Origin of the sequence: Bremerella cremea, assembly GCF_003335505.1 — a bacterium.
Lineage (GTDB): Bacteria > Planctomycetota > Planctomycetia > Pirellulales > Pirellulaceae > Bremerella > Bremerella cremea_A.
This window is the reverse complement of record NZ_QPEX01000024.1, coordinates 146378-159485: the sequence shown is the minus strand read 5'-3', so window position 1 is coordinate 159485 and position 13108 is coordinate 146378. Positions and strand designations below refer to the sequence as shown.

Annotated in this window: 8 protein-coding genes; 3 read left to right on the top strand and 5 right to left on the bottom strand. The window is 55.2% G+C overall.

Annotated elements, in window-relative coordinates:
• Positions 1-26: 26 nt before the first annotated feature.
• Positions 27-1157 (bottom strand): protein-glutamate methylesterase/protein-glutamine glutaminase, encoded by a 1131-nt coding sequence (locus DTL42_RS12040; protein WP_114368975.1) that lies wholly within the window; start codon positions 1155-1157, stop codon positions 27-29.
• A 222-nt stretch (positions 1158-1379) separates the two neighbouring features.
• On the opposite strand from DTL42_RS12040, the gene DTL42_RS12035 reads away from it, so the two are divergent.
• Both DTL42_RS12035 and DTL42_RS12030 read left to right on the top strand, forming a co-directional pair.
• Positions 1380-2687 carry an FAD-dependent oxidoreductase gene (locus DTL42_RS12035; RefSeq protein ID WP_158545345.1) on the top strand — a complete coding sequence of 436 codons (1308 nt, stop codon included), beginning with the start codon at positions 1380-1382 and terminating at the stop codon, positions 2685-2687.
• 277 nt (positions 2688-2964) lie between these two features.
• Entirely contained in the window at positions 2965-3990 is a 1026-nt protein-coding gene (locus tag DTL42_RS12030) for a hypothetical protein (protein ID WP_114368973.1), read from the top strand.
• 11 nt (positions 3991-4001) lie between these two features.
• On the opposite strand, the gene DTL42_RS12025 is transcribed toward DTL42_RS12030, so the two are convergent.
• The 4 genes from DTL42_RS12025 to DTL42_RS12010 are packed head-to-tail and all read right to left on the bottom strand — an operon-like array spanning position 4002 to position 9056.
• Complete coding sequence (locus DTL42_RS12025; RefSeq protein ID WP_147274258.1) at positions 4002-5525, bottom strand: glycosyltransferase family 39 protein; 1524 nt, start codon at positions 5523-5525, stop codon at positions 4002-4004.
• 49 nt (positions 5526-5574) lie between these two features.
• A complete protein-coding gene (locus tag DTL42_RS12020) occupies positions 5575-6396 on the bottom strand; it encodes an ExeA family protein (RefSeq protein WP_114368971.1) in 822 nt (273 codons plus the stop codon).
• A gap of 33 nt (positions 6397-6429) precedes the next feature.
• Complete coding sequence (locus DTL42_RS12015; RefSeq protein ID WP_114368970.1) at positions 6430-7689, bottom strand: hypothetical protein; 1260 nt, start codon at positions 7687-7689, stop codon at positions 6430-6432.
• Complete coding sequence (locus DTL42_RS12010; protein ID WP_114368969.1) at positions 7689-9056, bottom strand: hypothetical protein; 1368 nt, start codon at positions 9054-9056, stop codon at positions 7689-7691. The genes DTL42_RS12015 and DTL42_RS12010 overlap by 1 nt, the downstream gene beginning before the upstream one ends.
• A gap of 320 nt (positions 9057-9376) precedes the next feature.
• On the opposite strand from DTL42_RS12010, the gene metH reads away from it, so the two are divergent.
• Positions 9377-13087, top strand: coding sequence for a methionine synthase (gene metH, locus DTL42_RS12005; RefSeq protein WP_114368968.1), 3711 nt, complete (start codon positions 9377-9379; stop codon positions 13085-13087).
• Positions 13088-13108: the final 21 nt, after the last annotated feature.

Here is a 13108-nt window from a genome sequence, read left to right as displayed (position 1 = left end):
CGCTTTCAAGCTGCCTAGGGTGTGCCTTAAGTCGACGCGCAGGCCGCTCCCCAAAGGCGACGAACCTGGCTTGCAAACAGGGTTGCCGCTTCGTCGAGCGAAAACTGGCGATCAACGTTCCCTTCCTGGAATGCGACCTTGTTCATGCCGTAAACATCGGAACTGGATTCATCCTGGCCGAGGACATAGCCACCGGCATCCCGAATTGATTTGCAGCCGTCCGAACCATCGCGACCCATACCGGTCATCACGATACCGAGCAGCCGATTGCCATAAAGACTTGCGGCACTGCCCATCATCACGTCGACCGAGGGGCGATGCCCGCTGACCGGATCACCGTCGCGGACGAATAACTTGGCGCCATTACGACCGTTCTTGCGGAGTTCCAAGTGGCGTCCGCCTGGGGCCAGATAAGCATGGCCAGGCTTAATGACATCGCCAGTTTCTGCTTCCTTCACGTTGACTTTCGAGAGCGAGTTAAGACGCATCGCGAAAGCTTTGGTGAAGTTGGCTGGCATGTGTTGCACAATAACAATCGGCGGCAGTCCGGTCGGAAGCAACTCGAAGATCGAGGCCAAAGCTGGGGGACCGCCTGTTGAAATTCCCAACGCAATGCATTTGTCGGCGACTGGAATATCACTGACTGCAGCGGAGGAATTTGCTAACTTCTTTTCGAGGGCAGAGCTTGGCTTGTCCAACCGCTGACGCCGTTTCTCGGCGCGTTCGCGACGCATCTTTAGCACGCGTTTCACATCGGTCGAGGCAACCGCACGGATTTTGCGAGACAGCTCGGCACGCAGTGTCGTTTCCGCTTCTTTGAGTCCTTCTGGCTTCGCGATATAGTCGAGAGCACCCCGGTCGAGGGCTTCCAGGGTAATCTGGCCACCCAACTGCGTTGTCGCGCTGACCATGAGAACTGGGATGGGTTGCTCTTCGAGAATTTTCTCTAAGGTTTGCAGGCCATCCATTTTGGGCATTTGGACATCAAGCGTAATGACGTCTGGCTTCAGGCTGCGAGCCATCCGCACCGCTTCCATGCCATCGGCTGCCGTCCCAACGACTTCGATATCCTCTGCTTCTTCAAGCAGATCGGATATTAACGCGCGGATGAGCTGCGAATCGTCGACAATAAGAACACGAATGGTTCGTTGATACATTTTGCCTGCCCCAGTCGAAGTAGCTTCGAGGGCGCCTAGCGGCTTGGTACACCATGCGCAGGCGCGAGTCGAGTACGGAATTGTCCCCGAAAATCTAGGTTGAATTCAGGGCCTGAGTGGCAAAATTCCTCCTGGAAAGATGGTGTAAATCCCACTCCCTGGGGAAGACGATAACGCATACGTGGAATCTTCCTTATAATTGGAGCAAGCGAACGCTTCCGTTTGCAATCTTTTATTACTGAGCACCTTTCTGCAAAGTTATCTTGGATGGCAGTTGATACCCCAGCACGAATCGTCATTGTGGGCGCCGGCCCTATCGGCATTGAAGCCGCTCTTTATGCTCGGTTCCTTGGTTACGAGGTCACCATTTTTGATTCGCAAGAAGTCGGATCGCATCTCCTGCAGTGGGGCCGCGTGCCGATGTTTACTCCGTTTGGAATGAACAGCACACCGCTGGGGTTGTCGGCATTGGCTGCCCAGGACGAAGGTTATTCGGCTCCGGCGGAAGATGCCATCCTGACTGGTAGCGAGTTCGTGGAGCAGTATCTTTTGCCCTTGGCCGAAACCGACTTGGTTGTCGACGGCTTGAAGCTGCAGCACGAAGTAATCTCGATTGCCCGGAAGTCGCATCTCAAGCACGACTACGCCAGCCTCGATTCACGCGGAAACGCACCATTTGAAACGCTGGTAAGAGACGCCGAGGGACGCGAGCATCTTTTTGAAAGTGAAATCGTCCTGGACTGCAGCGGCGCCCAAGGCGAGCCGAACTATCTTGGAGGCGGGGGGAATCCCGCTTTAGGAGAGTTGGAAGCTCGGGCGCATTTCCGGTTTGGTGTAATCGATGCCAGCGGGACAGATCGAGAGCAATTTGCCAACCAGCAAGTGCTTGTGATCGGTTCTGATGACACGGCGGCGACCAATATCTGCGAGCTTAGCCAACTGGCGCGTGAGTCGCTGGAGACCCACGTGACTTGGCTTACACAGCAAGAGCTTCCCTCGGGCCAGCCAGACCCCTTGGCCATCGACCAGAACGATCCTTACCCTTCGCGACGTCGCGTGCTGGAACAAGCGAATCAACTGGCCGGCCACGAAGATGGCCACATCGATCATTGGCCTGAAACGCAAGTGCAAAGCGTTCATTATGAACCGCAAAACGATCATTTCCATGTGACATTATCAGGCAAGCATGAAGGCGTTCATACATTCGATCGCGTGTTAGTGAACGTCGGGTACCGACCTAACCTGCGAATGTTGCGAGAACTGCAAGTGGCTACGTGTTGTATCTCGGAAGCTCCCCGAAATCTGGCGGTAAAGTTGGCGGCGAAAGAAGATGCTGCGGCTTGCCAAATCGACGCGACCACATTATTTCACCCGGAACCAAATTTTTACATCTTGGGGGCTAAGTCTTACGGACGGCGATCAGACTTTGTCCTTGCCACCGGTTTCGAGCAAATTCGTCAGGTGTTTGCCGTGATTGGTGATCGAGAAAATTTGAATCTTTACGCCAAACCAATGACGAAATCAGAATAGGAAGTCGAACGCTGTGTCTTTTGGCGAAAGGTGCTATCACCCTTGAAAGGTGATCAATTTTTGGTCATGCGTTGAGCAGACTTTGGTGAAGATCGCATGGTATCGCCTATCTTTCCGGGGAAATTTAAGGATCTAGGTGCTGGCAGCCGACAACCATTTCTTTCCAAAATGCGTACTGGCTGTGGTGCGTTAGACGTCGCGATCCCCTATAGTTTCGGGATTCGCTCTGTTGATGCACCTTGATTAGCTCCTGCAACCGGCACCTGAGAAAACGATAATGAGTTTGCCTGCGGCACTGAAAACTTCTTTCGCAATCCTTTTCACGCTTCTTGTTCTTGTGGGAACAGGGCAGGCGGAACCAGTCGTTGAGCCAAGTCCGCTCGATCACTCGCTAGAGCAAGAGAAAGCCATTTCGTTGCTAATTCGGCAATTGGATGCCGACCAATTTGCTCAGCGGCGGAAAGCTACCGAGGAACTAGCCAAGTTCGGCAAACAGGCAATTCCGGCGATGGAGCAAGCCGCTCAAATCGGAAGTGGGGAAGTGGCCAGCCGGACGATCGACTTGTTGAAAACATTGGCCGTCTCGCCCGACGCCCAGACCGCTTCGTCGGCCTTGTCCGCTTTGCAACGTTTGGCGGCCGGTGGAAATAAGACGGCCAGTTCAATGGCCGCAGGCGCGATCGCGCAGCTCAAACGGAAGCTCGGCCCCTATCGAATTGTTGAAACAGAACCGAACCCGCCCATGCAGCCTGCCGCCGGCTTTCAGCGTTCGGTGAGGATCTCCAATACCAATGGAAATCGTGAAATCGATGTGACCGAGAACGGCGAGCGAGTCGTTGTGCGGACCTCGCTTGACGGCAGTGTGCGTGTGACATGGCACTTGCCCGACGGCCAAGAGAAAACAGTGCAAGCGGACAGTGCCGACCAATTGAAGAAGCAGGATCAAGCTTCGTTTGCCAAGCTGCAGGAATTGATCAAGATTGCTGATAACGGCCCGGGACGTTTCCCCGGTATCGAGAACCGCCCCCGCGATCGCATGCCAGCGCCACGCTTCGGCAATGATTTAGATCCATTCACGCGGGCCCCTCAAGATGCTGCCAAGCAAGCTCCGCCTGAAAGACCAGCTCTTCCTCAGCAACCGCTAGAAGAGGCCGAAAAGCCTGATTTCAACGCTGTTAAGCGACGTCTGGGGGAGATGCTTCAGCGAATGGATCAACAAGGAATGAAAGGGATTACCCCCTTAGAGCTAAAGCGATTGGACGACGCTTTACGTCAAATCGAGATCACCGATCGCGATGCATAAGTGGTGTGCAGCTAGGGGGAACTAGCTTGAGGCGTTAGGACGCGCCATTGAACCCCATAAGTTTGCGGTTGAGGCGTTTCTATGCGGTAGTCTCGTTCTGGAAACGCGGCTTGTAAGCGACGGGCGACTTGGTCCGCTTTCGAATCTCTGCCACGAACAATCAGAATCACCGTCGCTTGATCAGCCGACTCGGCTTGATAGCGAGGAGTCGGCTGGCCTGCGTTGGTATACGTTAAGCCGAATCGCTCGGTCGCTTGAGCGGGCAGGCGATAGATCGACTCCAGCGGCAGTCGGGCAAACTCGTCCCACGGTTGGTCTTCTGCCTCGTCGGTGAGCAAAATATCGGTTTCAATCAATCCCGCAGCGATGACGATCTCTGGCGGAAGATCCAGCGAGTTGATCCGGTCGGACGCGGCTTGGACGACCTGAGGCCAGTTTTCTCCCCGCATCCCTTGCCAGGGCGAATGGAAACGTCCAAAGAAGCTTAGTAAGACGGCTAGGGCAAGCACGCCACGAGCCACCCACTTCCCTGGCAGCATGGCCACGATGCTTGCTAAAAGGAGCAGCACGCACGCTTCCACCGAAAAGAGATAACGCCCAAAAAACAACGCCGCAACACCGGTTGCCGTGGTAAGCCAAGCCGTCGCCAGAGGTAGCAGAACAACCAACGTCAGGAAAAAGAAACGACGCTTCTGTAGTTGAGGAATCGCCGTCTGGCGAAGCCATGCGATCAATAAGGCGATGCTGGCCGGTATCAGGAAAGCGAACACGGTGCCCCAGCGCGTCCATTCGTTTGAGGAAGTGGCACTGATAAATTGGGCCCAGTTCGCACGTCGTTCAAAGATCGACAGCAGGTGCGGAACGCTGACACCAATCCCGAGCAAGAGGACAATACCTGCCAACAACAGATGCTTTCGGACAGGGCGATTGGCAGCCGAGATTAGCATCGCCAAGCCCACGCCACCGGTGAACAGCAGCGTGCTGTAGTGAAGGTAGAAGTTGATCAGTGAAAGCGAGATCAGCCCCAGCCAGGCGGCAACGCGGTCGTGCTGACAGGCTTGCCAGGCCACAATCACTTGAGCGATCGCTACGGCTTGAACCAGCGCGTACGTGCGGGCCTCGGTGGCGAAGAAGATCCAGTCTTTGTCCATCGCCGCGATCAAACCAATACCGAGCGCGATCCACCCATCCTTCGTCCAGCGATGGGTGATGACCGTGACAAGCCCTACCGCTAAGACACCAGCCAACAAAGAAGGCAAACGGAGCGACCACTCGTGCATGCCGCTGGTTTGGAGCCAAGCCCAGACGCCAAGAAAGTAGAGCGGTGATTGATTCCCCATCGCTGCTCGTTCAGGAATTTCCTGCGGACTGTCTGCCACTACCCAGGCCGTATGCAGTTCGTCGACCCAGAGGCTTTCTTCAAGCAGCGGCAGACGAAAAAAGAGCGAGACACCCATCATACCGAACGCGAACAGCGCACTGGTCCACCAGCGGGGTAGGGGAGGGGACGGGCTTGGCTCGGTGGGATTACTCACGCCGATTGATTCTAATTCGCCAGAGCGATCCCGCTAGATGTGTCGCAGACTATTCTGGCACGACAGAAACAAGTTCTTCGTGGATCGATTCGACCTGAGGGGCGTCGATCTGGCGGAGTTCTTCCGCATAGCCAATCAGCAAAGCGAGGTCACACAGGCGATTGATTTCACGAGGATTGCCTCGCGTCAGCTCAAATAGGCGTTCCAGGGCCCCACCGGCGAAAATTTCTTGCTCGCAACCGGCAACTCGCAGGCGATGCGTGACATAAGCGGCTGTTTCATCCGGAGTGAAGCAACGCATCAGCGACTTTACGCCGACCCGACTTTCCAGCCCTGGGAAGCGTTCGATAGCGGGGATGATTTGTGTTTGACCAACCAGAATTAGCGTTAGATCGAGCTTGCCGTCCGTCTCGAAGTTGGTCAGCAGACGCAAGGTTTCCAAGGAAGCGTGGTCCGCTAGTAAGTGGGCATCGTCAACGATAACCACCGCGTGATTGCCGGCGCGAGTGTTGGTTTTGAGATACTGCTCTAACTGCCAAACCGCACGACTAGGGTCTGGGGAGGTGGTAGCCTCTTGCCCTTGCCCCAGGTTTAGCAGCAGGTACGGAATCAAGCTTTCGCTGGGAAGCTTGGGGAAAACGAGGTGTACCTTGGGGGCAAACTGATCGGGCAGTTGAGCCATCAAGGTGCGCGCTAAAAGGCTTTTGCCTAGCCCGCAAGCGCCTCCTAAGATGGCGGCGCCGCGTCGATTTTCCACCGCATATCGCAGTTTCAAAAGGGCTGCCTGAGCCGACTCGGACGGGTAATAAGACGCTTCCGAGTAGGTGTTCTCGAACGGACGAGTTTTTAAATTCCAGTACGCTTCGTACATCGCGTTTCCCGTGTCCGCCCCGAGGTTCGTAGGTTATCGCCAGAAGTTTTCGGCAATTCCGATCACGTTGATCTTGCGCTGCTCCAACTTAGGAAGGATCTGGCCAAGTTCGTGGTCGTGCGATCCACGTGCATCGCGGACAACCAGCACGCTATGGATTAAGGCCAGGCGTTGCCACACTTCAGGGCGATTGCCGCCGTCCCACAAGACAATATCAAAGTCTTGTGTGAACTGCTGCAATTGGTTGGCGGTCAGATCGGTGAGTTGGCGGTAACCAGTCGGAAGGATGGCAATCGGCTGATCGGCCGTTTCAATCATCGCTTCGTACAGGGTATCGACCTTTTCCTGCGGGGTGACCGGCAGGGTATCGCTCAGGCCAATCCGAACCGTGAGCGAGTCGGCCCCGGTTCCTTCGTCGATGATTAGCACGCGGCGATTGGCTTGGGCCATCAGCTTGGCTAAGCAGATGGTCAGAGTCGTGCAGCCGCAGCCTTCGCCTAAGGCGACTACCGCCAAGGATTTGACGTTTGCCGATAGCCCGTCAACGACCGTTTTCCATTCGCTACCGCACAGATCGAGGATCATGTCGGTCTCTTCTGGCCAGGCGATCGTATCGGCTTCCCACTTGGGGTGAGCAAGGCTACGTTGGCGATATGGTTTTGCTACCGGCGCGGCAACCGCTTGGCGGCTGGCGGCTGATTGCGATGGTGCTGGTTTTTCGTCTGCTTGTGCCGCTTGGGGGGCCGCTGCTGCGGGTTCTTCCACGGCACCAGGCTTTCCGGCCACGAAGACGATTCCATCTTCCTCGGCGGTTGGCTCTGATGGTGACTTTGATTCCCACTTTTGGATTTCAATCGTCGGATTGGGGAGCTTCGATTCCCCCTCGGTCAGCGGCTTTTTGGCCGATATGGGCTGAACCTTCGGAGCTGGCTTCCCACCAACGCGATTCATCAAGCGATCGAGCGCTTCAGCCACGGCGGCTGTATTTTGACTGGCCAACTCGAATTCGTCGTGCTTTTTGGGCGAGATCAGGCCTTCGGTCGCAGCGGTCTCGTCGAAAGATCCGACCAAGGGAGAGCCTGGCATATCGATGCGAATCCCTTGATTTTTCCAGTGCTGCAGTTCGCTGAGAGTCGGCTTACGCGTCATCGTGCGAATCTTGGCTTCCGAAGCTTGCTGCGTTGTGTTTGGATTGTTCATGGGCACGTCCGACGTTAAGGCCGCTCCGGCATGAGGGCGGCTGGGGGTTTCCGATGTGTAGGCACGGATAAACGCTCGATCAAGCTGACTCATTAGCGAATTCCCGATTCGAAGCGGGTATCAACTTCACCGCTTAACCTGGCAGCACGAATGCTATCCTGAGGAGAAGCTGGCGACTGGGGCAAGCTGCCAGCATGGTTGAAGCTGTAGCCATAACCATCTTGCGGAGCTGGTTGCGAACTTTCCGGCGAACTAGCGAATCGCGAAGCGTTGTATGGTTGCGTGGATTCAATTTGCGGCATGCCTGCGCCTTGTTGCGGTCCGTTGATAATGTTAGGCAATCGAACTTGAGAATTATCAGGCGTGTTGCCACTAGGCATCGAGTTCTGCTTGCCTTCTTTCATCCAATGCAATGAACCGTTGCTCCCCAGGTTGGGATCCGAATATTGAGAGCTACTAGCGGGCATCGCAGGACCCTCGTAAGAAGGTGCTGCTTCTTCGTAGGATGGGCGATTCCCTTGGAAGCTTGGTTGGTAGCTATCTTGTCCGCCGTAGCTTGGGGCGTTGTCGAAGTTGGGAACAAGAGGAACTTGCGGACCAGAATCTGATTCGAGCGAAGACGAAGGCTGGCTAGGTGCCGGGTTGCCAAGGTTGGCCGGGCCAAAGCTGGGCGAGTAATCATCTTGCGGAGTGCTGGCAGGCGAGGCCGGATTTTGTTCCCAGGCAGGGTTGCCGTTGATGTAGTTCGCAGGCTCTGCGGTATCGAAGTCTGGAGTGGAAATCGAGGTTAGCTCCATCTGCGACGAGGTTTGGGCTGGCGTGCCCATAACGTTTTCGCGCGGCGGCACACTTGCCATCTGCGAGATATTCCGAGAAGCTGGTTCGATCGTCGTTGTTTGGCTGTCAGACGCAACCTCCGGGCCGGGCCAAGCCGGAGCGTCACCAAGGCTGCCGTTATTCACAATCAAATCTTGTTGAGGATCACCAACAGGTGAGCTGTCTGCTCCTTCGCCACTAAGCAGCCAGTAAGTAGCGACAAACAGGGAGATGGCCATACCGCCCATCATGATCCGGTTTTTCCACTGACCGGTGATCAGCGATTGGAGACGTTCGCGTCGACCTTCGTTGCCATGCTTCAAGTAACCTGGCATGGTCGATGCGGGTTGAGGCTTGGAATCGGCCTGGGCCAGCGGTTGTGGCGGCAACTCAGCCACCGGCGCCTGGTAAGCAGGCATTTCAGGTGCCGGAGCAATATTCGCCAACAGGCTTTCTTCGGCACCGGTTTCTGGTGGATCTTCGCCAAGTAGGTTCGAGACCCACGTTTCTGGCTCGGCTGCCGCCTCTTCGACGGGAGGTTCCCACGTCAAGTCCTTCACCCGCACGACGATCGGATGACCGTAAAAGGTGCGGTGGCTGTCTTGTTGGTCTTGTGATGTTGGGGAACCCAGTGGTTTCGTCATCGTTTCGGCTTCCTTGCCTGACGTTGAGATCGACGTTTTGTGGCCACACGCTGATTGCGGCCCGTTATCGTTAAAATCGGTTCCGTTTGTAACGGTCTTTAGCTTTAGATAAGAAAAAGTGAGGATTCGGGCTAGGTAAACTTTGTGGATTATCGAATCTTGCTCGCCGGTTGTGGCTAAGCCGGAAATCTGGGATATTTAGAAGGTTTGAAATCGAGCATTTCCCTTGTCTGGGGCTGCTATCGTCGCTGCGAATGCACTGCTTGCTGCCAGCACGATCTCTGGCCTACGACACGACTTAAGTCCATCGGAAACGACACATGCCAGGTCCCCGTTTCGCCGGTCGCCAGCACCCGGTTTTCCAAGACATTCAAAAGCGAATTCTGATTCTCGATGGTGCCATGGGGACCATGATTCAGAAATTCAAGCTATCGGAAGACGATGTGCGAGGGGCTCAGTTTGCCGATGCGACGAAGGATTTGCGCAACTTCAGCGACCTGCTTTGTTTGACGAAGCCAGAGATTATCGAGGGAATTCACCGCCAATTCCTGGAAGCAGGGGCTCATATTATTGAAACGAATACCTTCGGAGCGACCCCGGTTGCCATGGAGGAATTCGGCCTGAGCGAGCAGTTGGCCACCGATATCAATGTGGCCGCGGTGAAATTGGCGAAGAAAGTCGCCGACGAGTTTAACGATCGCGATCCCGATAACCGCCGTTATGTGGCTGGTTCGATTGGCCCCACCAGCAAGACCGCATCCATCTCGCGACGTATCGAAGACCCCGGTTTCCGCGATGTCACCTTCGACCAGTTGGTCAACTCGTACCTTGTGCAGATTGATGCCATGGTCGAGGCCGGCGTCGATATCTTGTTTCCGGAAACGACCTTCGACACGTTGAACTTAAAAGCGTGTCTCTTTGCGCTCGAGAAGTATTATCGTGAACAGGGAATTGAACTGCCGGTGATGACATCGGTCACAATCACCGACGCCTCGGGACGGACTTTGTCTGGGCAAACGGTCGAGGCCTTCTGGAATTCGGTTTCTCACTTCCCGATGCTCAGCGTGGGGATCAACTGCGCGCTTGGGGCCGAACTGATGCGGCCTTATGTGCAAGAGCTTTCGTCGATTGCTGGTTGCTATGTCAGTTGCCATCCGAATGCCGGCTTGCCGAACGAGATGGGGGAATATGATCAAACGCCTGATCAAATGGCCGCTACACTGCGTGATTTTGCCGAGCATGGCTGGCTGAACATTGTGGGCGGTTGCTGTGGCAGCACGCCGCAGCATATTCAAGCGATCGCGGAAGTGATGCGTGACTACGCACCTCGACCGCTTGCTCATCCGGAACCGCTAACCCGACTGAGCGGACAAGAACCGTTTACCATTACGCCGAATACCAATTTTGTGATGATCGGCGAACGGACCAACGTGACCGGTTCGCGACGATTTGCTCGTTTGATTCGGGAAGAACTATTCGAAGATGCGGTTGAAGTCGCGCGGCAGCAGGTCGCAAGTGGTGCCAATGTGATCGACGTGAACATGGACGACGCTTTGCTCGACGGCGAAGCGGCCATGGCACGCTACTTGAATTTGATCGCGGCCGAGCCAGACATCTGCAAAGTGCCGGTCATGATCGACAGCTCCAAATGGACGGTCATCGAATCGGGACTGCGCTGTGTGCAGGGGAAGTCGATTGTCAACTCGATCAGCCTCAAGGAAGGGGAAGAAGAGTTCCTCAAGAAGGCTCAACTTTGTCGCGACTACGGGGCGGCGGTTGTCGTGATGGCGTTCGACGAAGTAGGCCAGGCTGTGGAGATGGACCGCAAAGTCGAGATCTGCAAGCGGGCTTATGACTTGTTGGTCGAGAAGCTTCAGTTCAACCCGACCGATATTATCTTCGATCCGAACATTTTGACGGTGGCCACCGGCATCGAGGAACACAACGACTACGCGATCAACTTTATTGAAGCGACCCGGAAGATCAAACAGGTTTGCCCCGGGGCGAAAGTTTCTGGCGGGGTAAGCAACGTATCGTTTTCATTCCGTGGAAATGATGTCGTCCGCGAGGCCATCCATGCTGTTTTCCTGTATCACGCCATCAAGGCGGGGCTCGACATGGGAATTGTCAACGCTGGTCAATTGGCGGTCTACGACGAAGTGCCCAAGGAACTACGCGACCTGATCGAGGACGTTTTGTTCAACAAACGCCCAGATGCCACCGAGCGGCTGGTCGATTTCGCCGAGACAGTTAAGCACCAAAAAGGGGCCGGGCCGAAAGCCGAGGATCTCTCGTGGCGAGAAGCCCCCGTCGAGCAGCGGCTATCTCATTCGCTGGTGAAAGGGATCGATCGGTTTATTGAGGAAGATACCGAAGAAGCTCGGCAAAAATTTGATCGCTGTTTGCGTATCATCGAAGGGCCGCTGATGGACGGCATGAACGTCGTTGGCGATCTATTCGGTGCCGGCAAGATGTTCCTGCCTCAGGTCGTCAAAAGCGCTCGCGTGATGAAGAAAGCGGTTGCCTACTTGCTTCCTTACATGGAAAAGGAAAAAGAAGAACTAGGGACCACCGAATCCGATGCCCGCGGCAAAATCTTAATGGCCACCGTGAAAGGTGACGTGCACGATATTGGCAAGAATATCGTGGGCGTGGTGCTGGGGTGCAACAATTACGAGATCATCGATCTTGGTGTGATGGTCCACTGCGACAAAATCTTGGCGGCCGCCAAACAACATGGAGTCGACGTGATTGGCTTATCGGGGCTGATTACGCCTAGCTTGGACGAAATGGTTCACGTGGCCGAAGAGATGCAGGCCGCCGGAATGAAAATTCCGCTGCTGATCGGCGGGGCCACAACCAGCGCTAAGCATACCGCCGTAAAAATTGCTCCTGCTTACGAAGGCGCCGTCGTGCATGTCCTTGATGCTTCGCGGAGCGTGGGGGTTGTGGATCAACTGCTGAGCAAAGAAAACTCGCCAGCGTTTCTGGAAAAGAACCGCAACCTGCAAACCGAGTTGGTCGAATCTTATCGCAAGCGCCAAGCCGTTTCCTTGGTGCCTCTTCGGACGGCACGCGAGAAACGCTTTCAGACCGATTGGGCAACCGTCGATATCCCGACGCCTGACTTCACCGGCAGCAAGACCTTTCGTGAGTTTCCCCTGAAAACGCTACGGGAATACATCGATTGGTCTCCCTTCTTCAATTCCTGGGAATTGAAAGGCAAGTATCCCAAGATCTTTGAAGATAAATACGTCGGCGAAGAAGCGAAGAAGCTTTTTCACGATGCCAATGTACTGCTCGACGAAATCATCGAGAAGAAGCTGCTGACAGCCAATGGGGTCTTTGGCTTCTGGCCAGCGGCCGCCGATGGCGATGATATTGTCGTTTACGATCCGAACGACCCAGAGAAAGAAATCGAGCGTTTCTTCACGCTTCGTCAGCAGTGGGAGCGGAAGGGGCAAAACGATTTCCGGGCACTGTCCGACTACATTGCCCCGGTGGAGAGTGGCCGACGCGATTACCTGGGGGCGTTCGCGGTGACGACCGGGATTGGTTGCAACGAATTGGTCGCCAAGTTTGATGCTGACCACGACGATTACAACTCGATCATGGCCAAGGCCCTAGCCGATCGTTTTGCGGAAGCGTTTGCCGAGCGTTTGCACCAAGAGGCCCGACAGCATTGGCGATTTGGCCAAGACGAAGAACTTAGCAACGAAGAGTTGATCAAGGAATCGTATCGTGGGATTCGTCCCGCGCCAGGTTATCCGGCGCAGCCAGATCACACGGAAAAGTGGACGTTGTTCCGCTTGCTGAATGCCACGCAAGAGACCGGCATCGAGCTAACCGAGAGCTTGGCAATGATGCCGGCAGCCAGTGTCAGCGGTTTATATTTCGCTCATCCGGCAGCCCGTTATTTTGCCATTCATCAACTTGGACGCGATCAGGTCGAGGACTACGCCAAACGCAAAGGCATGCCGCTGAAAGACGTAGAGAAGTGGCTGGCCCCGAACTTGTCGTACGATCCATAACGACCTAAGCGATCGGATAAC